The sequence below is a fragment of the Rhizobium sp. TBD182 genome (genome assembly GCF_001950375.1).
GTDB lineage: Bacteria > Pseudomonadota > Alphaproteobacteria > Rhizobiales > Rhizobiaceae > Agrobacterium > Agrobacterium tumefaciens.
The window spans coordinates 473,624-493,394 of record NZ_BDLN01000002.1; the positions used below are offsets into that span (position 1 = coordinate 473,624).

At 59.6% G+C, this 19,771-nt stretch carries 22 protein-coding genes; 16 read left to right on the forward strand and 6 right to left on the reverse strand.

The window, feature by feature from the left end:
• Positions 1–129 precede the first annotated feature (129 nt).
• The 7 genes from T18_RS10920 (at position 130) to T18_RS10950 (ending at position 5,463) form a co-directional block, all read left to right on the forward strand.
• Entirely contained in the window at positions 130–963 is an 834-nt protein-coding gene (locus T18_RS10920) for an SDR family oxidoreductase (RefSeq protein WP_003511316.1), read from the forward strand.
• Positions 964–980: 17 nt separating this feature from the next.
• Positions 981–1,178: a twin transmembrane helix small protein gene (locus T18_RS10925; protein ID WP_003497428.1), complete on the forward strand. Its 198-nt coding sequence runs from the start codon at positions 981–983 to the stop codon at positions 1,176–1,178.
• Between the two features lies 1 nt (position 1,179).
• The gene (locus tag T18_RS10930; RefSeq protein ID WP_003511317.1) at positions 1,180–1,773 is read left to right on the forward strand and encodes a cob(I)yrinic acid a,c-diamide adenosyltransferase; all 594 of its coding nucleotides are present in this window, start codon (positions 1,180–1,182) and stop codon (positions 1,771–1,773) included.
• A 32-nt stretch (positions 1,774–1,805) separates the two neighbouring features.
• Positions 1,806–2,579, forward strand: coding sequence for a rhomboid family intramembrane serine protease (locus tag T18_RS10935; protein WP_003511318.1), 774 nt, complete (start codon positions 1,806–1,808; stop codon positions 2,577–2,579).
• Positions 2,580–2,762: 183 nt separating this feature from the next.
• Positions 2,763–3,509: an electron transfer flavoprotein subunit beta/FixA family protein gene (locus T18_RS10940; protein ID WP_003511320.1), complete on the forward strand. Its 747-nt coding sequence runs from the start codon at positions 2,763–2,765 to the stop codon at positions 3,507–3,509.
• A gap of 25 nt (positions 3,510–3,534) precedes the next feature.
• Positions 3,535–4,464: an electron transfer flavoprotein subunit alpha/FixB family protein gene (locus T18_RS10945; protein ID WP_003511321.1), complete on the forward strand. Its 930-nt coding sequence runs from the start codon at positions 3,535–3,537 to the stop codon at positions 4,462–4,464.
• A 117-nt stretch (positions 4,465–4,581) separates the two neighbouring features.
• Positions 4,582–5,463 (forward strand): 3-hydroxybutyryl-CoA dehydrogenase, encoded by an 882-nt coding sequence (locus tag T18_RS10950; RefSeq protein WP_003511323.1) that lies wholly within the window; start codon positions 4,582–4,584, stop codon positions 5,461–5,463.
• Between the two features lie 67 nt (positions 5,464–5,530).
• Here T18_RS10950 and tlpA read toward each other — a convergent pair whose 3' ends face one another.
• A complete protein-coding gene (gene tlpA / locus T18_RS10955) occupies positions 5,531–6,199 on the reverse strand; it encodes a thiol:disulfide interchange protein TlpA (RefSeq protein WP_003511324.1) in 669 nt (222 codons plus the stop codon).
• Positions 6,200–6,223: 24 nt separating this feature from the next.
• Here tlpA and argH point away from each other — a divergent pair, with 24 nt between their 5' ends.
• The 4 genes from argH (at position 6,224) to T18_RS10975 (ending at position 12,168) form a co-directional block, all read left to right on the forward strand.
• The gene (argH, locus tag T18_RS10960; RefSeq protein WP_003511325.1) at positions 6,224–7,624 is read left to right on the forward strand and encodes an argininosuccinate lyase; all 1,401 of its coding nucleotides are present in this window, start codon (positions 6,224–6,226) and stop codon (positions 7,622–7,624) included.
• 195 nt (positions 7,625–7,819) lie between these two features.
• The gene (lptM, locus tag T18_RS27150; protein ID WP_003511326.1) at positions 7,820–8,023 is read left to right on the forward strand and encodes an LPS translocon maturation chaperone LptM; all 204 of its coding nucleotides are present in this window, start codon (positions 7,820–7,822) and stop codon (positions 8,021–8,023) included.
• Positions 8,024–8,036: 13 nt separating this feature from the next.
• Complete coding sequence (gene lysA, locus T18_RS10970; protein ID WP_003511327.1) at positions 8,037–9,305, forward strand: diaminopimelate decarboxylase; 1,269 nt, start codon at positions 8,037–8,039, stop codon at positions 9,303–9,305.
• Between the two features lie 178 nt (positions 9,306–9,483).
• Positions 9,484–12,168, forward strand: a complete 2,685-nt coding sequence (locus T18_RS10975; protein ID WP_038494193.1) for a TIGR02302 family protein — start codon at positions 9,484–9,486, stop codon at positions 12,166–12,168.
• A 192-nt stretch (positions 12,169–12,360) separates the two neighbouring features.
• On the opposite strand, the gene T18_RS10980 is transcribed toward T18_RS10975, so the two are convergent.
• From T18_RS10980 to T18_RS10990, 3 genes are all read right to left on the reverse strand, one after another.
• A complete protein-coding gene (locus T18_RS10980) occupies positions 12,361–12,720 on the reverse strand; it encodes a response regulator (RefSeq protein ID WP_003511329.1) in 360 nt (119 codons plus the stop codon).
• Positions 12,721–12,862: 142 nt separating this feature from the next.
• Entirely contained in the window at positions 12,863–13,405 is a 543-nt protein-coding gene (hpt, locus tag T18_RS10985; protein WP_003511330.1) for a hypoxanthine phosphoribosyltransferase, read from the reverse strand.
• 70 nt (positions 13,406–13,475) lie between these two features.
• Positions 13,476–14,144, reverse strand: coding sequence for a hypothetical protein (locus T18_RS10990; RefSeq protein ID WP_003511332.1), 669 nt, complete (start codon positions 14,142–14,144; stop codon positions 13,476–13,478).
• 200 nt (positions 14,145–14,344) lie between these two features.
• On the opposite strand from T18_RS10990, the gene ftsE reads away from it, so the two are divergent.
• The 4 genes from ftsE to T18_RS11010 all read left to right on the forward strand — a co-directional run bounded on the left by ftsE (position 14,345) and on the right by T18_RS11010 (position 17,776).
• The gene (gene ftsE / locus T18_RS10995; protein ID WP_003511334.1) at positions 14,345–15,004 is read left to right on the forward strand and encodes a cell division ATP-binding protein FtsE; all 660 of its coding nucleotides are present in this window, start codon (positions 14,345–14,347) and stop codon (positions 15,002–15,004) included.
• Positions 14,997–16,004, forward strand: coding sequence for a cell division protein FtsX (locus T18_RS11000; RefSeq protein ID WP_003511335.1), 1,008 nt, complete (start codon positions 14,997–14,999; stop codon positions 16,002–16,004). The genes ftsE and T18_RS11000 overlap by 8 nt, the downstream gene beginning before the upstream one ends.
• Before the next feature lie 113 nt (positions 16,005–16,117).
• On the forward strand, positions 16,118–16,855 hold the full coding sequence (locus T18_RS11005; RefSeq protein ID WP_003511336.1) for a YdcF family protein: 738 nt from the start codon (positions 16,118–16,120) through the stop codon (positions 16,853–16,855).
• Positions 16,856–16,978: 123 nt separating this feature from the next.
• Entirely contained in the window at positions 16,979–17,776 is a 798-nt protein-coding gene (locus T18_RS11010) for a lysophospholipid acyltransferase family protein (RefSeq protein ID WP_003511337.1), read from the forward strand.
• On the opposite strand, the gene T18_RS11015 is transcribed toward T18_RS11010, so the two are convergent.
• Positions 17,773–18,300, reverse strand: coding sequence for a gamma-glutamylcyclotransferase (locus tag T18_RS11015; protein ID WP_035251575.1), 528 nt, complete (start codon positions 18,298–18,300; stop codon positions 17,773–17,775). The two genes, T18_RS11010 and T18_RS11015, sit on opposite strands and share 4 nt — an antisense overlap.
• A 49-nt stretch (positions 18,301–18,349) precedes the next feature.
• Between T18_RS11015 and T18_RS11020 the strand changes: the two genes are divergently transcribed.
• On the forward strand, positions 18,350–19,351 hold the full coding sequence (locus T18_RS11020) for a DUF2125 domain-containing protein (protein ID WP_035199628.1): 1,002 nt from the start codon (positions 18,350–18,352) through the stop codon (positions 19,349–19,351).
• On the opposite strand, the gene T18_RS11025 is transcribed toward T18_RS11020, so the two are convergent.
• Positions 19,348–19,767, reverse strand: coding sequence for a GNAT family N-acetyltransferase (locus tag T18_RS11025; RefSeq protein WP_013761790.1), 420 nt, complete (start codon positions 19,765–19,767; stop codon positions 19,348–19,350). The two genes, T18_RS11020 and T18_RS11025, sit on opposite strands and share 4 nt — an antisense overlap.
• Between the last annotated feature and the right edge of the window lie 4 nt (positions 19,768–19,771).

A 19,771-nucleotide genomic window follows, 5' to 3' on the forward strand; every position in this document is an offset into this window, starting at 1 on the left:
TCAGCTCTACTTTGTACAGCGCACAAGCCCGCCTTTCGGTTCCCGCAGGCATACAGATTTTGCGCAATACAATTTTCACAGGCCGGACCATCGGGCCAGCGCAACATTCGGCTTTCCGGAGCGGCATAGATGCCTGAAAAACCCGTCATCATAATTACCGGATGTTCCTCGGGCATCGGAGCCCATTGTGCCGGCGCGCTTCACCGCGACGGCTGGAGGGTGTTTGCCACCGTGCGTCGCATCGTCGATATGGCCGCGCTCGAAAATCAGGGCATAGAAACCCTGATCATGGACTATACCAAGCCCGAAACCATCGCGGCTCTCGTGGATACGGTTGCGGCCAGAACCGGAGGCCGCATCGATGCGCTGTTCAACAATGGCGCCTATGGCCAGCCGGGTGCTGTGGAGGATCTGCCGGTGGAAGCACTGCGGCAGCAATTCGAAACCAACGTCTTCGGCTGGCACGATCTGACGCGGCGGGTCATTCCCTTCATGCGCCAGCGCGGTTCAGGGCGCATCGTGCATTGCTCCTCCATTCTCGGCCTCGTTCCCTATCGTTATCGTGGTGCCTATACCGCATCGAAATTCGCGATCGAGGGCCTTGGCGTCACGCTGCGCATGGAACTTCAGGACAGCGGCATCCATGTGAGCATGATCGAACCAGGGCCGATCACGTCGAAATTCACCACGACAGCGCTTGCCCACGTCAGAGACAAGATCGATCTGGAAAACTCGGCCCATGCTGTGGAATACAAGCGTCAGCTGGCGAGGATGGATGGGTCCGGCCCGGTCAACCGCCACAAGCTTGGCCCCGATGCCGTTTACGCCGTGCTGAAACACGCCCTGACCGCCGCAAAGCCAAAACCGCATTATCCCGTCACCGTTCCCGCCAAACAGGGGCTGTTGCTGAAACGGCTCTTGCCTGCCGGACTGTTCTATCGTCTGCTGCGCAGATTCGATTGAGGAGGAGTACCCCCTAAATGTCCGGCTTCACCACTGTTCTGGCCCTTATCGTCATGGGCCTCGTTGTCATCGTGCTGATACGAGGCCTTTTCAACATGCTGAAGGGCCAAGACGCCAACCGTTCCAACAAGTTGATGCAGCTTCGCCTCCTGTTGCAGGCCATCGCCATCGTGCTCATCATGCTGACCCTTTGGCTCACCGGCGGCGGACGCTGACATGGTGAAGCTGAACAAGATCTACACCCGCACCGGCGACAAGGGCACGACGGCGCTGGTGTCCGGTCCCCGCCGCCTGAAGCACGATCTTCGCGTCGAGGCCTATGGCACGGTGGACGAAACGAATTCGGCGATCGGCGTGGCGCGGCTGCATACCGTCAATACTGATATTGCCAGCATGGAAAAGCTGGATGCCATGCTGTTCCGCATCCAGAACGATATGTTCGACCTTGGCGCGGATCTCGCGACCCCGGAAACCGGCGAGCCGCCGGCCTACGAACCGCTGCGCATTGTCGAGAGCCAGGTCACGCGGCTGGAAAACGAAATCGACGACCTCAACTCCGCAATTGACCCCCTGACCTCCTTCGTGCTGCCGGGCGGCAATGCGGCGGCGGCCAATCTGCATCTGGCGCGCACGATCTGCCGACGGGCGGAACGGCTCATGGTGGAGCTCTCGGTTGCTGAAAACGAGATCGTCAGCCCGGAAGCGCTGAAATATGTCAACCGCCTGTCCGACTTCCTGTTCGTTGCCGCCCGTTTTGCCAATGACATGGGCAAGGCTGACATATTGTGGGTTCCCGGCAAGAACCGCTAAAGCCTATCTCTCGCACAAACGAAGGGCATTCGATGTTCATACCGCTGCACGATGCGAATTCCCTCAAACATATCCGGCTGCAATATGTCACGATCGGCCTGATCGTGGTCAACGTGCTGGTATGGCTATTTACCGGCGTGCTTGCCAGTGACGTCCAGGCCAATGCCGCAGCGCTCGGCCTCGGTTTCATCCCGGCTGTGGTGTTCGATTACGCCTACCTGGAGCCGGCCTTACAGGTGGTGCCGGATGACCTGACCGTCGTCACCTATGCGTTCCTGCATCTGGATTTCTGGCACATGGCAGGCAACATGCTGTTTCTGTGGGTCTTCGGCGACAACGTCGAGGACGCACTCGGCCATTTCCGTTTCCTTATCTTTTACATCGCCTGCGCCATAGCCGGCGCGCTGTTGCACGGCTTCGTCGCACCCATGTCGGAAGGGCCGCTTATCGGTGCATCAGGCGCTGTTTCCGGCGTCGTCGCGGCCTATTTTCTCCTGCATCCCAAGGTGCGCGTCTGGGTTCTGGTGTTCATGCGCATTCCGTTGCCCTTGCCTGCCTTCATTCCGCTGGCGCTATGGATCGGACAGCAATTTCTGATGCTGGCACTTGGCCTTGAGGAAAATGTTTCCTGGGGGGCACATGTGGGCGGCATATTGGCCGGGGCTGTGATGGTAATTTTCATGCGCCGGCCGGACGTTCCCCTGTTCGACCGCACGATTGTTCCGCCAAGGGCGGCGCAGTTCAAGAATCCGTCGCAAACGGCGGGGTTGTCGCAAATCGAACGGGGCTATGACGGGAGCAGATGAGCCGTTGACGGAGAGATAAATTATTTACGTTAACGTCAACGTAAGGTATGCCTTGCGTGCATGTGATAATGAACATTGCTCCGTTGTATTTGCGGGAAAAATGCTTATCCATGTCGCCAACCTGTTTTTGGAGGTCCGCGCGGTCTTGTCGCCTCGCGGACAGGAGTTTGAGGAAAACCGCCGATGAAGATCCTTGTCCCTGTCAAACGAGTTGTTGATTACAACGTCAAGATCCGCGTGAAGTCGGATGGTTCGGGCGTTGAACTCGCGAATGTGAAGATGTCGATGAACCCGTTCGACGAAATCTCGGTGGAAGAGGCTCTGCGGCTGAAAGAAGCCGGCAAGGCCGAAGAAGTCGTGGTCGTGTCGATCGGCCCTGCCAAGGCGGAAGAGACGCTGCGCACGGCGCTCGCCATGGGTGCCGACCGCGCCATCCTGATCGAGACCGAAGAGACGGTCGAACCGCTGGCCGTCGCCAAGCTTTTGAAGGGCGTGGCGGAAGCCGAGCAGCCCGGCCTCGTCATCGTCGGCAAGCAGGCGATCGACGACGACAGTAACCAGACCGGTCAGATGCTGGCCGCCCTTCTCGGCTGGGGCCAGGGCACCTTCGCCTCCAAGGTCGTACCGTCTGATGGCAAGGTCGCTGTGACGCGTGAAGTCGATGGCGGCCTGCAGACGGTCGAACTGAAACTTCCCGCTGTCGTGACCACCGATCTTCGTCTGAACGAGCCGCGTTACGCCTCGCTGCCGAACATCATGAAGGCAAAGAAGAAGCCGCTCGACAAGAAGACCCCGGCCGATTTCGGCGTCGATGTCACGCCGCGTCTGAAGGTTCTGAAGACAGAAGAGCCGGCTGGCCGCAAGGCCGGCATCAGGGTCGGCTCGGTGGCTGAGCTGGTTGAAAAGCTCAAAGCCGACGGCGTCCTCTAAGGTTTCGGAAAAGGGAGATTACAACATGGCCATTCTTCTTCTGGCAGAACACGACAACGCAACCCTTTCCGACCTGACGGCGAAGACGCTGACGGCGGCAACGCAGATTGGCGGCGACGTCCACGTGCTCGTTGCCGGCTCCGGTGCGAAGGGTGCCGCCGACGCGGCGGCGAAACTGTCCGGCGTTGCCAAGGTACTGCTTGCCGACGACGCATCCTATGCCAACGCGCTTGCCGAGCCGCTGGCGGCGCTGATCGTTTCGCTCAGCCCTTCCTATGACGTCATCATCGCACCGGCGACCGCTTCGGCCAAGAATGTCGCCCCGCGCGTCGCAGCCCTTCTCGATGTGGCCCAGGTCTCGGAAATCATTGAGGTCGTCAGCCCGGATACTTTCAAACGTCCAATCTATGCCGGCAACGCCATCCAGACGGTGCAGGCAAGCGACGCCAAGAAGGTCATCACCGTGCGCCCCACCGCGTTTGCGGCAGCCGCTGAAGGTGGTTCGGCACCGGTGGAAACCATCGGTGCTGCCGAGAACCCCGGCGTTTCTGTCTTTGTATCCGACGCGCTCGCCTCTTCCGATCGTCCGGAACTGACCTCTGCGAAGATCATCATCTCGGGCGGTCGCGCACTCGGCTCCTCGGAAAAGTTCCGCGAAGTGATCCTGCCGGTTGCCGACAAGCTCGGTGCAGCCGTCGGCGCATCGCGCGCAGCCGTCGATGCGGGTTATGCACCGAACGACTGGCAGGTCGGTCAGACCGGCAAGGTCGTGGCACCGCAGCTTTACATCGCTGCCGGCATTTCGGGCGCCATCCAGCATCTGGCCGGTATGAAGGACTCGAAGGTCATCGTTGCCATCAACAAGGACGAGGAAGCGCCGATCTTCCAGGTTGCCGATTACGGCCTCGTCGCAGACCTGTTCGAGGCTCTGCCAGAACTCCAGAAGGCTCTGTGATTTTAAGCCTTTAGCCAAAGGCGGCGCGTTTTTTGAACGCGCCGCCTTCTCTTTTTCGGCGATATGCGTAACATCGCCGCAAATGACGCAGATGAAATCCCATGAGGAGACCAGCATATGACCGCCCCCTTTAAAAACATCGGTATCATCGGAGCCGGTCAAATGGGTTGCGGCATCGCGCATGTTTCCGCCTTGGCCGGTTACAAGGTGCACATTTACGATCTTTCCCAGGACGGCATCGAAGCCGGCCTTGCCACGATCAACGGCAATCTTGCCCGTCAGGTCACCAACGGCAAGCTCTCCGACGACGCCCGCAAAGATGCGCTGGCGCTCATCAGCGGTTCGACTGACGTCAACGATCTGGCGCCCATGGATCTGGTCATTGAGGCTGCTACCGAAAACGAGGAAATCAAACGCAAGATCTATGCGCAGATCTGCCCGGTACTGAAGCCCGAAGCGCTTTTGGCCACTAACACTTCTTCGCTCTCCATCACTCGCCTTGCGTCCGCGACCGATCGTCCCGAACAGTTCATGGGCATCCACTTCATGAACCCGGTGCCTGTGATGAAGCTGGTAGAGCTGGTGCGCGGTATCGCCACCAACGAAAAGACCTTCGATGCGGCGAAGGACTATGTGCGGACGCTGGAAAAGGCGATCACCGTCGCCGAGGATTTCCCGGCCTTCATCGTCAACCGCATCCTGCTGCCGATGATCAACGAGGCGATCTACACGCTCTATGAGGGCGTCGGTTCGGTGGAAGCAATCGACACCGCCATGCGGCTCGGCGCCAACCATCCGATGGGACCGTTGCAGCTTGCCGACTTCATCGGTCTCGACACCTGTTTGTCGATCATGCAGGTACTGCATGACGGGCTGGCCGACAGCAAATACCGCCCCTGCCCGCTGCTGGTGAAATATGTAGAGGCCGGCTGGCTCGGCCGCAAATCTGGTCGCGGTTTTTACGATTACCGTGGAGAGACACCGGTTCCGACGCGCTAAGGCGCAAGAGATATTCCTCGGATATCATTCGAGATGACGGGAGGAAAATCCCTCCCGCACTGGACAATTATTTAGCCTTCACTGCCGATACCAACGCCTTGGCATCTTCGCTGTCCCAGGCTGCCGGACCGTTCATGGCGGCGATCAGGCAGCCTTTTTCGTCCAGAAGAAGCGTTGCGGGAAGGCCAAAAGCCAGCCCTTCCTTTTTCAGAACATTGAAGACGCCCATGGAGCTGTCGCGGTAAAGTTTCAGCGCGTCGATCTTGTATTCGTCAATGAAGGCTTTCGGTTTCTCGTCCGCGCCGGTGTCGATATTGACCGCAACAACCTCAAAGCCATCGCTGCCCTTTTCCTTCTCGAGTGCGTTCAGCGCAGGCATTTCCTCCCGGCATGGCACGCACCAAGTGGCCCACAGATTGAGGAGAACCGCCTTGCCCTTGAGATCGGCAAGCGACATGTCCGACCCTTGCGGACCCTTGAAGGACAGCGGGATGACGCGCGGCGTATCCGTGGCCGACATGGCCGCCACCTGGCCCTTCAGGAGGGGTTTCAGCGAGGCGATGCGGTTTGCCGCACCTTCACATAAACCGGCCTCGGCAACCGCTGCCCCTTGAACCGGGCTCTCAGACCCAATATGCCTGAACCAGACCGCACCCGCGCCGAACACGACACCGGCAACGGCAGCAATTGCAACCAATCTGGCGGAAGGAAGCCTGAACGGCCTTTTTTCTGTCATCGAATACTCCAGGGCACGCAGAACATGGCTGACGGCACAGATCAGAAATCCTCCAACCAGATGTGGGGCGGACGTTTCGCTTCCGGGCCATCAGCCATCATGGAAGAGATAAATGCCTCCATCGGCTTCGACAAGAAGCTTTATGCCCAGGACATCCGCGGCTCTATAGCGCATGCCACCATGCTGGCGGAAAAAGGCATTATTTCGCAGGAAGATAAAGACAAGATCGTTCACGGCCTGAACACGATCCTGTCAGAAATCGAGGCCGGCAGTTTCGAATTCTCGCGCAAGCTCGAAGACATTCACATGAACATCGAGGCGCGGCTTGCCACCCTCATCGGCACGGCGGCAGGGCGGCTGCACACCGCCCGCTCGCGCAACGACCAGGTGGCGCTCGATTTCCGCCTCTGGGTCAAGGAAGAGCTGCAGAAGACGGAAGGCATGCTGACCGCGCTCATCTCCGCCTTCCTCGACCGCGCCGAGGAAAATGCCGATACGGTCATGCCCGGCTTCACCCATCTGCAGACGGCCCAACCCGTCACCTTCGGCCATCATTGCATGGCCTATGTGGAAATGTTCGGCCGTGACCGCGCCCGCGTGCGTCACGCGATCGAACATCTGGATGAAAGCCCGATCGGTGCAGCAGCGCTGGCCGGCACCGGTTATCCTATCGACCGCCACATGACGGCAAAGGCCCTCGGCTTCCGCGAGCCGACCCGCAACTCCATCGACACCGTTTCCGACCGCGATTTCGCGCTGGAGTTCCTGTCGATCGCCTCAATCTGCGCCACGCATCTGTCGCGCCTCGCCGAAGAAATCGTCATCTGGTCGACGCCGCAATTCGGCTTTATCCGCCTGTCCGATGCCTTTTCCACCGGCTCGTCGATCATGCCGCAGAAGAAGAACCCCGACGCCGCCGAACTGGTGCGCGCCAAGACCGGCCGCATCAACGGCTCGCTGGTGGCGCTTCTGACTGTGATGAAGGGCCTGCCACTCGCCTATTCCAAGGACATGCAGGAAGACAAGGAACAGGTTTTCGATGCCGCCGAAAGCCTGGAACTGGCCATCGCCGCCATGACCGGCATGATCCGCGACCTTGAGGTGCGCAAGGACCGCATGCGTGCGGCCGCCGGTTCGGGCTATTCCACCGCCACCGATCTTGCTGACTGGCTGGTGCGCGAGGCAGGCCTGCCCTTCCGCGACGCCCACCATGTGACCGGAAATGCGGTGGCACTGGCGGAAAAGAAAGGCTGCGATCTGGCCGATCTTTCGCTGGAAGACCTGCAGGCGATCCATCCGGCCATTACAAGCGGCGTTTTCGACGTCCTTTCAGTCGAGGCATCGGTTGCCAGCCGCACCAGCTTCGGCGGCACGGCTCCTTCCGAGGTCAAGAAGCAGATCGCCTGGTGGCGTGGACGCAACTAACGCATCGGACCGAAAAGTGTGAAGCGGTTTTCGGAAAATCCGATGCGCAGACAAATTAAAATGAGCGGCGGAAACGATTTCATTTTTCTCCGCCGCCCTCATAAATCTGCGTTACGCTGCGATCACAAGAAACAGGGTGCACAAGCGCCCTGTTTTTCGTTATCAGAGAAGCACATATTTCCTTTGGACAGGCTCATGCTTTCAAAAACCGCGCGCAATCTCATCGTTCCCATCGGCATGACGCTCGCCGTCAGTCTTGCTCTCAGTGCCTGCGGGCGAAAAGGCGATATCGATCCGCCGAGCACGCCGGTCGAAATGCGCAACAAGCGCAATGCCGACGGAACCGAGACGAAGCCGGCAACGGCGGAGCGGCCGTTCATCCTCGACAAGCTTCTCTGACGGGAAAAAGCCTGTGAACCATTTTGGCTATATCGACGGCGTGCTTCACGCCGAAAACGTGCCCGTGCCTGAGATCGCCAAGGCGGTCGGCACGCCGTTCTATGTCTATTCGACCGCGACGCTGGAGCGCCACTACAAGGTGTTCTCAGGCGCTTTCGCCGATGTGGACGCCATGGTCTGTTACGCCATGAAGGCCAATTCCAACCAGGCCGTTCTGAGGACGCTGGCAAAGCTCGGCGCGGGTATCGACGTGGTATCCGGCGGCGAATTGCGCCGCGCGCTTGGCGCCGGTGTACCGGCAAACCGCATCATGTTCTCCGGCGTCGGCAAGACGGTGGCGGAAATGGATTACGCGCTGGAAGCCGGCATCTACTGCTTCAACATCGAATCCGAGCCGGAGCTTGAGGTCCTCAACCTGCGCGCCGTCAAGGCCGGAAAAAGGGCGCATGTGTCCTTCCGCATCAATCCGGATGTGGATGCGCGCACTCATGCCAAGATTTCCACCGGCAAAAAAGAAAACAAGTTCGGCATTTCCTATGAGCGGGCGCGTGCGGTCTATGCCCATGCCGCCACTCTGCCCGGCATCGAAGTCACCGGCATCGACATGCATATCGGCAGCCAGATCACAGAATTGCAGCCCTTCGAGGATGCGTTCCGCTTGCTGCGCGAACTGGTGGAATCCCTGCGCGCGGACGGGCACACGATCAGTCACGTCGATATCGGCGGCGGCCTCGGCATTCCCTACCGCGAGGACAATAATCCGCCGCCGCTGCCGGATGCCTATGCGCATATCGTCAAGAACGAGCTAAAGAGCCTCAACTGCAAGATCATCACCGAACCGGGACGCCTGATCGTCGGCAATGCCGGCATTCTGGTGACGGAAGTGATCTATGTGAAGGATGGCGGCGAAAAGAACTTCGTGATTGTCGATGGCGCGATGAACGACCTCATCCGCCCGACGCTTTACGAGGCCTATCACGGCATCCGCCCGGTCGTGCAGCCCGCGGTGGACGCCCCTCGCATCAAGGCCGATATCGTTGGCCCCGTCTGCGAAACGGGTGACTATCTGGCGCTGGACCGCGAGATGGCCGCACCGCAGCCGGGTGATCTGATTGCCGTCAGCTCCGCCGGTGCTTACGGCGCCGTGCAGGCAGGCACCTATAATTCGCGCCTGCTGGTGCCGGAAGTGCTGGTAAAGGGTGACAAGTTCCACGTCATCCGCCCGCGCGGAACCTATGAAGAGCTGATCGCTCTCGATTCAGTACCCGCCTGGCTCGATTGATCCGCCATACATCCGGCTTGGTCGATCACAATTGAGCGAAGCTGCCTAAAAAGTGGGGGTGAGCATCCGCTTGCCCTCGTCTTCGCCACAAAGAATGTTATCCTTGCTTCTCATAATACAAGCAGCTCGCCGTTCCGGGAATGGCGTTTGACGTGGCCAGAACCGGGAGAACGGATTGATGACCACAGCCGGAGAGGACAGGACAGGCAGGAAGCGCCCAACCGGCGCATTCGCGCAGCGGCCGGATCTTGCCCGCCGGGTTGCGGCTAAACGCTTCTTCGCAAAAATCGTGTTGTTTTCGGAAAGAGTAGCACCGAAGACGCTGTGGCCGCTTTCCATCACCGCCGCGTTTCTAGCGCTCGCATGGTTCGGCCTCTACCGGCAAATGCCTGACTTCGTGCGGCTGGGCATCGTTTTCCTGCTGGTTTTCGGTTTCATCAGCACCATCCTGCCAATCGTCCGGCTGAAATGGCCGACAGACAACGACGCGTCCCGCCTTCTGGAAGAACGCAATGGTCTCGCTCACCAGCCAGTCGGTGTGCAGGAAGACGAACCGGCGTTGGACACCCCCATTTCCCGCGCCTTGTGGAAAGAACACCAGATCCGTATGGCGGAACGCATCGCCGCGCTGAATGCCGGCCTGCCGAAACCCGATATCGCCCGCTACGACCGCTCGGCACTACGCGCCATTCCCGCCCTTTTTCTGGTTGTCGCCTTCGGTTTTTCCTATTCCAATGGTGCAGGCACGATTGCAGATGCCTTCCGCAGCCGGCCGGTAGCCGGTCCGCTCAATCCCGATATCCGTCTCGACGCCTGGGTCACGCCGCCCGCCTATACCGGCCGCGCCCCGATTTTTCTGACAGGGCGCGATGCGACGGGCCACGACGCGGTGTCCGTGCCGCAATCCTCCAAACTGACGATCCGCATGACCGGTGGCGATGGCGGCGAGGAAGTGACCTTCGAGCCTGAGACCGCCGGCGCCCTGCAGAAGCTTGCCCCCGAAGCGGCACGCGCCGACAGCGCAAGTGGCGATGTGGCGGCACAGACAGAAAAACGCCCGCCGGATCAACCTGTCACGCCGCGCACCTTTGCCATGGATGTGACCGAAAGCGGCATGATCACCGCCAATGGCGAACAATGGGTGTTCAACGTCATTCCTGACCAGCCACCGAGCATCGGCTTCGACAACATGCCGCGCCGCGCCGTCAATGGTGCGCTGGAGGTGGGTTTCACCGCCAAGGACGACTATGGCATCAAGGAAGCCCACGCCATCATAGAGCCGCTTGGCGTTGCGGAGGGTGCAACAGCACTTTACCCGCCGCCGGAATTCAAGCTCGACCTGCCGCGGCAGAACAACCGCGAGATCAAGGGGCTGACCAGCCGCAACCTGACCGAACATCCCATGGCAGGTAAGCGCGTGCGCATCACGCTGGTGGCAACAGACGGTGCCGGCCAGACCGGCCGCAGCCCCGCGCATGAAATGGTGCTGCCGGGCCGCAATTTCTCTGAACCGCTGGCGGCTTCGGTTGCCGAACAGCGGCAGATATTCTCACTCGACACGCGCCAGATGCCAAAGGCGATCGCCTATAACGAGGCGGTTGGTCTGCGTCCGGAAGAAACCATTCCCAACACCACGCACTATCTCCTGCTGCAATCGGCGCAGACCCGCATGCGGCTCGCCTATAATGAGGAGATGCTGAAGAACACCGCCGATTATCTCTGGGAGATTGCGCTCGGCATCGAGGATGGTGATCTTTCGCAGGCGGAAAAACGCCTGCGTGATGCGCAGACAGCGCTTTCCGAGGCGCTTCAGCGCAATGCCTCCGATGAGGAAGTCGCCAAGCTGATGCAGGAACTGCGTGAGGCGATGCAGCAGTTCATGAGCGAGCTTGCACAGCGCATGCAGAATGCGCCGCAAGCCAACATGAACCAGCAGGCACAAAACGTCTTGCGGCAGCGCGATCTGGAAAACATGATGAACCAGATCGAAAACCTAGCGCGCTCCGGCAACCGTGACGCAGCACAGGAAATGCTCTCGCAGCTGCAACGCATGATGAACAACCTGCAGGCGGGACGGCCGCAACGTCAGGGCCAGCAGGGGCAGCAGCAAAGCAGCAAGATGCGCCAGCAGATCGACAAGCTGGGTGAAATTCTGCAACAGCAGCAGAAGCTGATGGACGAGACCTTCAAGCTCGATCAGGCGCTGCGTGACCGCATGCAGCGCGGCGACCCGCAGGATGGCGGCGAAGGTCAGGACCCGCAGACGGGTGAAAACGGTGAATCACCGCAACAGGGCCAGCAGGGCGAAAACGGCCAGCAAGGCGGGCAGCCGAGCGAGCAGATGACCGCCGAACAATTGCGCGAGGCGCTGAAAAATCTGAGGGCGCAGCAGGACGCGCTGGGCAAGCAGCTGGGCGAATTGCAGCAGGGCCTTCGTGATCTCGGCATGGAGCCGGGCGAAAACTTCGGCAAGGCGCAGCAGGAAATGGAAGGCGCCGGCGAAGCACTCGGCAAAAGCCAGGGCGAACAGGCGGTCGAAGGTCAGGGCAATGCGCTGAACGCGCTGCGACAGGGCGCGCAGGATATGATGGGCCAGATCATGCAGGCCATGCGCCAGCAGGGACAGCAGCCCGGACAAGGGCAGGAAGGCATGGCGGGCCAAGGCGGACAGAACGGCCGCGATCCACTCGGCCGTCCGCGCAGCACAACCGGCCCCGATTTCGGCGACCAGGTGAAGGTGCCTGATGAGATCGACGTGCAGCGCGCCCGCGAAATTCTCGAGGCTATTCGCGAAAAGCTCGGCAACAACCCGCCGGGTGAAATCGAGCGGCGTTATCTGGAGCGGTTGCTGGATATACGGTGAGGATGGAGGCCGCCATTCCTAGCGATCGGGCCTGTTTAACCTCGCGCATTTTTGAGGAAAGGCTAGCTTATCAAACACTCAACGTCATCCTCGGCCTTGTCCCGAGCATGACGGCGGAGAGATTTGACAACTCCGCAACAAAAAAGGCGGCCCAAAGGGCCACCCTTTCTCAAATCTCTGTAGCCTTATCGCTCAGGCCGCAAGCGCCCGCGCAACAGCCTTGCGGATATCCGGAAGCGCAAAAGGTTTTGAAACCACGTCCACGATCTTTTCTGCCAGATCATCAGCACGTTCGCGCTGTTCGGCATAACCCGTCATCAACAGGATGCGCATGGCCGGGAAGCGTTCGGCGGCGCGGTGCGCCAGCTCGATGCCATCCATGACCGGCATGCGGATATCCGAAAGAAGGAGATCGAAATTGGTTTCCTGAAGCTTCTCCAGCCCCTGCTCGCCGTCTGCCGCCTCGTGGGTCTCGTGACCGTCGAGACGCAGCGCACGGGCAACGAAAGCCCGCAATGCATCCTCATCTTCGGTAATCAGAATCTTCGCCATCAATCATTGCTCCTGGGCATCATTTCCAGCCGTGAGCAACATCGCAGGCTCCTCTTTTCAAGAGGTAAACACCCAGAGTTTCGCTGGGTGAATGGTTAATGAGGCGTCTCCGGCATGTCCCATCCCGGCACGGCAGAAATCGTCAGGCGTCGCCCGTGACGACGCCTACGAAGGGCAGTTCGCGGAAGGCGTAAGCCACATCCATGCCGTAACCGACAACGAAATAATCGGGACATTCGAAACCGACATAGTCGGCCTCCAGATCTTCCTTGCGCTTGACCTTCTTGTCGAGCAGCACGGCGATGGTGACGTGACGGGCGCCGCGTTCGTAAAGCAGTTCCTTGGCGAAACGCAGCGTGCGGCCGGATTCGAGAATATCGTCGATCAGAAGAACATCGCGGTCCTTTACGTCGCTGTCGATATCCTTGACGATCTTCACCCCTTGCGAAACGGTGCCGGCACCGTAGCTCGAAAGCGTGATGAATTCGACTTCGGGGGCAAGGCCGCTGTCATGCAGCGCGCGGATGAGATCGGCCGCGAAAATGAACGATCCCTTGAGCACGGCGATGACCAGCAAATCCTTGGTCGGGCCGCTCGCTATATGCTTGGCCATGTCGCGATTGCGCTCGGCAATCTGCTCGGCGGTGTAAAGCGGCTCAATGTTTTTTCCACGGACGACGGGCATTCTTTCTCCTGTGCTGCGCCTTGCCGATTTTACCTTTCAGTAAAAATACGAAGACCACGCGTTAGCACAGTCAACGTTCGGAAGCACCCGCTTCGACGAAGGAAAGCTTGATCTCAGGCGTTTTTCCACCGGGATGGCGCAACTTTGCCGAAAATCCGTGGCTGAAACCGGGCTGCATCTGCCTGACCGGCGGTTCGATGACCATGCTGGCGACCAGTTGCCCCTTGGCAACGAAGAGGTCGGCGCGAAGTGCCGGCACCTCTTCCAGAGCGGCACCGTTGTTCTCCACAATACCGTTGATGAGCAGGACATCCATGCCGCCAGCCTCCTGCGGCGTGATGGTGACATGGGAAATGGCAAGCGGGTTTGCGGCCGCAACGACCGGCTTTTCCGGCACGACCACCGACAGGCCGCCTGAGCAGATGAAAACAAAAATGACGAGCGCCGCAACCAGCGCCGAATAGGCATCCACAGACAGGCGCGACAATTTGCGGTCCACCCAGCCGATGAACGCGTAACCAAGAGCACTGGCGGTGACGGGCGGTTTTTCCATCTGCCGGCGCATCGCGCCGCGATTATCGTTTCCGGGCTGACGGACACGGTTTTCCTTGATGGTGACAAATTCCGCGTCTACCACATCGGGGCCGGTGTGGGTTGCCCGCGCCGTACGGCGCACTGGCACTTCCGGCATCAGGAGGTCGAAATCGAATGCCGCTTGCCGGCGAGATGAACGGAACATAGCCATAGAATTCCTTGGGTGAGGTTTTCCGGCCCGCAAAACTGGGCATTGCAACGAATCCTGCCAAGTTTTAAATTTAATTGGTTAATGCTTCGCAAAAACGGCTCGCATAGGCCACCGGAACCGGGTTAAACGGCGCATCCGGGCCTCACGCGCCAGCGGTTTGCGAACCACCACGAAACGAAGAGACTGGAAGTCCGTTGATCCATTTCGAAAATGTCGGGTTGCGTTACGGCATGGGCCCCGAAATCCTGAGGGACATGACCTTCGACATTCCCAAGGGTTCGTTCCAGTTTCTGACCGGCCCTTCCGGTGCCGGCAAAACCACGTTCCTGCGCCTGCTGCTGATGTCGCTGCAGCCCACACGCGGCAATATCCGCATGTTCAACCGCGATGTGTCGCGCATTCCGCGCAGCGAGCTGCCCATGTTGCGCCGCCGCGTCGGCATCGTCTTTCAGGATTTCCGGCTGCTCGATCATCTGACGACCTATGAGAATGTCGCCCTGCCGCTGCGTGTGCGCGGCAAGGAAGAAAGCGCCTACCGCAACGACGTCATCGAGCTTCTGAAATGGGTCGGGCTTGGCGAGCGCATCAATGTGCTTCCGGCCATCCTCTCCGGTGGGGAAAAGCAACGCGCCGCCATTGCCCGTGCATTGATGGACCAGCCGGAAATCTTGCTGGCAGACGAGCCGACCGGCAACGTCGACCCGCCGATGGCCAAGCGCCTTCTCAACCTCTTTCTGGAGCTCAACCGGCTGGGTACCGCTGTGGTCATCGCCACCCATGATTTCGGCCTGATGGACCAGATCGACGCACGCCGGATGATCCTCACCGAAGGGCGGCTCGACATCTATGAATGAGATCAACCGCAAACAGTTAAGACCAGAGGCGACCGCACCGAAGCGGCCGCCGATGCGTATCCGCCCGATGGCACCCATTCTGCCGCCTTCCAACATTCAGGGCAATGCGCTGATGGTGGTGATCGCCATCATGGCCTTTCTCGCCTGCCTGACGCTTGGTGCCGTTTCCATGGTGCGTGCCACCGCCGCCACCTGGCAGAGCCAGATTTCCCGCGAAATCACCATTCAGATCAAACCCGAGGACGGGCTGGACATGAATGCAGCGCTCACCAAGGCGCGTACTCTGGCGCTCACCTTCGTCGGCACGCGGGATGGCACGATCCTCGATGACGCCGCCACCGCGCGTCTTCTGGAGCCGTGGCTCGGCAGTGGCCTCGATCTTTCCGAACTGCCGGTGCCGCGCCTCGTCGTGATTACCATCGATGAAAACCACCCGCCCGATTTTCAGGCCATGCGCGATATGCTGAAAGCTGAAATTCCACAGGCGTTTCTGGATGACCACCGTACATGGGTCGACAGGCTCGTCTCCATGGCCAGGACCACTGTCATGATCGGCGTCGGGGTCCTGATCCTCGTCTTCACCGCCATGGTGCTGACGGTGGTGTTTGCAACGCGCGGCGCGCTTTCCGGCAACAGGCACATCGTCGAGGTGCTGCATTTCGTCGGCGCCGAAAGCAGCTTCGTCGCGCGGGAATTCCAGAAGCACTTCCTGAAGATCAGCCTGAAAGGTGCGGCAGCGGGCAGCGCCCTTGCCGCGGCGGTTTTCCTTGCCGCCGGTTTCTGGCAATCGAGCACGGTTGCTACGCCGCAAAGCGATCAGGCAAGTGCGCTTTTCGGCTCCTTTTCCGTTGGCCTCAGTGGTTATATCGGCATCGCCACGACGATGATCATCATCGCGCTGCTCACCACGATCACCGCGCGTGTGACCGTCATCCGCACGATCGACGATATCGACCGCGTCCGTTCCGATCCGTCTAAAAGCGACGGTGTCGCATCGTGACGCCGTCTCCCGGATCTCGCGAGGAAACTGCACCCTTCACACGCCGGATGTAACTTGCGGACGGTGGACAAAAATGCCTGTTCCTTGCCTTAATCGGCGAGTATTCAGGAGGAATGTTTGTGAGTCGGACGGACCATGATCAGGAGCAGACGACCACGCGACAGGCAAAAAAGGGCCTGTTGTCGCGGCGAAGTCGCCTGCGCCGTTTTATTCGCGGTCTCATCCTTCTTTGCGTCATTACTCTCGGGGCTTTTTCCGGCGGTTTTTTGTGGTTCGCAGATTCGGTCGCCTCCATGCGCCCGCCCGAAGGCGCCAAGGGCGACGCGATCATCGTTCTGACCGGCGGTTATCAGCGCATCGAACAGGCGGTCGGCCTGCTGCGGGACGGCGTTGGCAAGCGCCTTCTGATTTCCGGCGTCAATCCGGCCACCACCCGCACGCAAATCCGCAAGATGACGCAAGGCTCTTCGGACATGTTTTCCTGCTGCGTGGACATGGGCTACAAGGCCATAGACACTATCGGCAACGCCAATGAGGCGGCGAGCTGGATACGCGACCACGGTTATTCCTCCATCGTCGTCGTCACCAACAATTACCATATGCATCGCAGCCTGCATGAATTGCACAATGCCAGCCCGCAGACCCAATTCATCGCCTATCCCGTTATCAGCGCCGACCTTGCCCGCACCAACTGGTTCGCGGAGCCAGATGTGGTCCGAACAATGCTCTACGAATACATGAAATTCGTGATTGCAGCAGGACGCGACCTGACCGGGCTCGGCAAGGGCGACGGGTTGCGCAAGGCGGGCGCCGATCACCCCACGATCAAGGCGGCAACCTCTTCCCCGTGAATGGAAAGAACGGAGAGAACACGCTTGCTGCGGAGCCTTGTTTTCGTGTAGGCGTCTGGCATCGGCATCCGGCATCGAGGCGCGCCTGAGCTTCGGAACGGCTGCAACCCGGGAAGTCTGTCGATGCTCAAGCTGCGCTCTTTTCTTTTCAATACGCTGTTTTATCTCAATCTGATTGTCCGCATGATCGTGCTCACGCCGATCTATTTCATCCTGCCGCGCAGAATAGCCTATGAAATCCCCAAGAACTGGGCGCGATCCAACCATTGGCTGATGAAGACCATTGTCGGCACCACCTTCGAGATCGAGGGGCTGGAAAACATTCCCGAAACCGGCTGTATCTTCGCCCCCAAACACCAGTCCTTCTGGGACACCTATGCGCTGCTGCCCAACCTTCCCGATCCGGTCTATATTCTGAAGCGCGAGCTTTTGTGGATCCCGCTGTTCGGCTGGTATGCGATGAAGCAGCGCATGATCCCGGTCAACCGCGCCGCGCGCGGCAAGGTGATGCTGAAGGTCATGGAGCGGGCGAGAGAGGAGATGGCGGCTGGCCGCGAACTCATAATCTATCCCGAAGGCACGCGCCGGCCACCGGGCGCTGAGCCCGAATATCGTTATGGCATCGCACGTCTTTACCGCGACCTCAAAGTCCCCGTCATTCCGGTCGCCATGCATCCCGGCCTCTTCTGGCCACGCCGCTCGACAATGCGTTATCCCGGCCATTTCAAGGTGCGGATCTTGCCGGCCATCGAGCCGGGACTGGACCCGGACGTGTTTTTCAAGACATTGATCGAGGTGACGGAAAAGGCGAGCGACGAGTTGCTGCTGGAGACCGCGCGCAACAATCCGCACCTGCCGCTGCCACCGACCGCCGTGAAGCGTATCGCAGAACTTCAGGGGCAAGACACTCCCACCGGCTAAACCGCGATCGTGCCGACACTGGCGGCAATGCTTTCCAGCAGCGTGTCGCGAATACCCATATCCTGCAGATGCTGCACGGTATTGAAGACGTAATCGGTATTCGGGCCGGACCGGCCCGATGCGGCAGCCACGATCGTAGCCGCTTCCGCGACACCCAGACCACCAATAAACTGCTCGTGGGCGGGATCGGCCACATAGGTCACGGCACTGCCGCGCGTGCCATCGGCGAGCGCAATGGCAACGACGCGTTCCTTGTAGACATTCGTTACCAGCTCGCGCTCGCGCAGATAGGCCATGACCGGACCATGGTCCGCTCCGCGCACGCGAAAGGCAACGCCGAGGCAGGAGCCGCCGCGCTCCAGACCGAGAACAAGGCCGGGCTTCTCCTCAGTGCCGCGGTACACATTTGAACTGATGCAGAGGGAGCGTCGATAACCGTGCAGCCGCGCCTGCTGCCTTTCCTCAAAGGCAAAGCCCGGGTTCCACATCAACGAACCGTAGCCAAAGACCCAAAAATCGTCCATATCCCAAGCCAAATCGAATTTATCTGAAGTCTGTTCATCGGAGATCAATATGGCATCGTCAAGCCAATCCGGCACGGTCAAAAAATTCCTCTGGCTTGGTATCGCCGTCGTGCTGGTTATCGGACTTTACACGGCCGGGTGGTTTTATGCCGCCGACAAGCTGAAGCAGACGGTTCTGAACGTCATCTCGCCTTCGCAGGCCAGAAACGTCAGCGGCGAATGCGGCGACATTGCCTTCAAGGGTTATCCGTTCCGCATCGGCCTTTTCTGCTCCAAGGTAACGGTGGACGACAAGCAGAATGGCGTTTCAGCCTCGTTCGGAGAATTGCGTTCCGCAGCGCAGGTCTACAATCCCGGCCACATTGTCTGGGAACTGGATGCACCGGCTGAAATCCGCACCGCGCATGGCCTCACGGTTTCGGCCGTCTGGCAGAACATGCAGTCGAGCATCGTCACCAAGCTTAGGGGTATCGACCGTACCTCGCTTGTCATCGACGGCCTGAAGGCTCAGGCGGTTTCCACCGTTACCGGCCAGACGATCGATTTCGATGCCGCCAAGACGGAAATGCATCTGCGCCAGAACGGCGCCGATCTAGACGGCGCGATAACGTTGACCGACTCGTCAACCGTCATCAAGGATTGGCCGCAACTTCTGCCGCGCCTCAACGCCATCGCCGATGTCACCCTGGCCGGCAAGGCGGGTATGGTAGACGGCAGCGATACGGCCGGGCTTTACGGTGCGAGCGGCGAGCTTCGCCGGCTGGTCGCTGATATCGGCGAAGGCCGCACCATGCGTATCAGCGGCCCTTTCTCCTTCGATAATGAGGGCTATCTCTCCGGCCAGTTCAAGCTGGAGATCGAAAAGCTCGACGCCTGGTCGGACAATGCCAAGCAGGCGTTTCCGCAGCTGCAATCCACCATCGATACCGCCCGCAAAATGCTCCGCGCACTCGCCGGCGGCGGCGACAGGGCGTCCGTCGACCTCGTGGTGGATCGCGGCCGCGCCACCGTCAGCGGTTTCATTCCGTTGGGGAAGATCCCGCCGATTTAACAGAGAGCTTTTGTAAAAAACACCTCAGCGGCATCCTGAATTTTTGAAAGATGCAGGATGCCGGCTTCTTTGTATCCATTGCGACGATGCCACATCTGCGGTTCCCGCTCGTCCTGCTGGCTGGACGTCATCACCAGTGAGGCACCCTGCTCACGCATCAGAGTTTCCCAAAAAACTGTAAGCGTTGCGCCGACGCCATGTCCCCGAAACTCAGGAACGACGCGGATCATATCCATGTAGGGAATCTTACCCCAGAACATCGAGAACCGCAGAAAACCGACTAGAATCGTATCTTCTTTCGCGACGAGATATTCGCGGCGTCCGACGCAACGCCGCAACCAATCCTCATCGATCCATTTGTCTTCCCGCAGCAGCCATTCGATATCGTCATCCGTCGCCGCCGATATCAATATCACTTCA

Excerpts from the sequence above, each read along its gene's own strand:
- T18_RS10935 (WP_003511318.1), top strand. The coding sequence starts at position 1,806 with ATGTTCATACCGCTGCACGATGCGAATTCCCTCAAACATATCCGGCTG.
- T18_RS11020 (WP_035199628.1), top strand. The coding sequence starts at position 18,350 with ATGGCATCGTCAAGCCAATCCGGCACGGTCAAAAAATTCCTCTGGCTT.
- T18_RS10940 (WP_003511320.1), top strand. The coding sequence starts at position 2,763 with ATGAAGATCCTTGTCCCTGTCAAACGAGTTGTTGATTACAACGTCAAG.
- T18_RS10930 (WP_003511317.1), top strand. The coding sequence starts at position 1,180 with ATGGTGAAGCTGAACAAGATCTACACCCGCACCGGCGACAAGGGCACG.
- T18_RS10945 (WP_003511321.1), top strand. The coding sequence starts at position 3,535 with ATGGCCATTCTTCTTCTGGCAGAACACGACAACGCAACCCTTTCCGAC.
- T18_RS11010 (WP_003511337.1), top strand. The coding sequence starts at position 16,979 with ATGCTCAAGCTGCGCTCTTTTCTTTTCAATACGCTGTTTTATCTCAAT.
- T18_RS10980 (WP_003511329.1), bottom strand. The coding sequence starts at position 12,720 with ATGGCGAAGATTCTGATTACCGAAGATGAGGATGCATTGCGGGCTTTC.
- T18_RS10925 (WP_003497428.1), top strand. The coding sequence starts at position 981 with ATGTCCGGCTTCACCACTGTTCTGGCCCTTATCGTCATGGGCCTCGTT.
- T18_RS11000 (WP_003511335.1), top strand. The coding sequence starts at position 14,997 with ATGAATGAGATCAACCGCAAACAGTTAAGACCAGAGGCGACCGCACCG.
- lptM (WP_003511326.1), top strand. The coding sequence starts at position 7,820 with ATGCTTTCAAAAACCGCGCGCAATCTCATCGTTCCCATCGGCATGACG.
- T18_RS11015 (WP_035251575.1), bottom strand. The coding sequence starts at position 18,300 with ATGGACGATTTTTGGGTCTTTGGCTACGGTTCGTTGATGTGGAACCCG.
- T18_RS10990 (WP_003511332.1), bottom strand. The coding sequence starts at position 14,144 with ATGTTCCGTTCATCTCGCCGGCAAGCGGCATTCGATTTCGACCTCCTG.
- hpt (WP_003511330.1), bottom strand. The coding sequence starts at position 13,405 with ATGCCCGTCGTCCGTGGAAAAAACATTGAGCCGCTTTACACCGCCGAG.
- T18_RS11005 (WP_003511336.1), top strand. The coding sequence starts at position 16,118 with ATGTTTGTGAGTCGGACGGACCATGATCAGGAGCAGACGACCACGCGA.
- tlpA (WP_003511324.1), bottom strand. The coding sequence starts at position 6,199 with ATGACAGAAAAAAGGCCGTTCAGGCTTCCTTCCGCCAGATTGGTTGCA.
- T18_RS10920 (WP_003511316.1), top strand. The coding sequence starts at position 130 with ATGCCTGAAAAACCCGTCATCATAATTACCGGATGTTCCTCGGGCATC.
- T18_RS10975 (WP_038494193.1), top strand. The coding sequence starts at position 9,484 with ATGACCACAGCCGGAGAGGACAGGACAGGCAGGAAGCGCCCAACCGGC.
- T18_RS10950 (WP_003511323.1), top strand. The coding sequence starts at position 4,582 with ATGACCGCCCCCTTTAAAAACATCGGTATCATCGGAGCCGGTCAAATG.
- argH (WP_003511325.1), top strand. The coding sequence starts at position 6,224 with ATGGCTGACGGCACAGATCAGAAATCCTCCAACCAGATGTGGGGCGGA.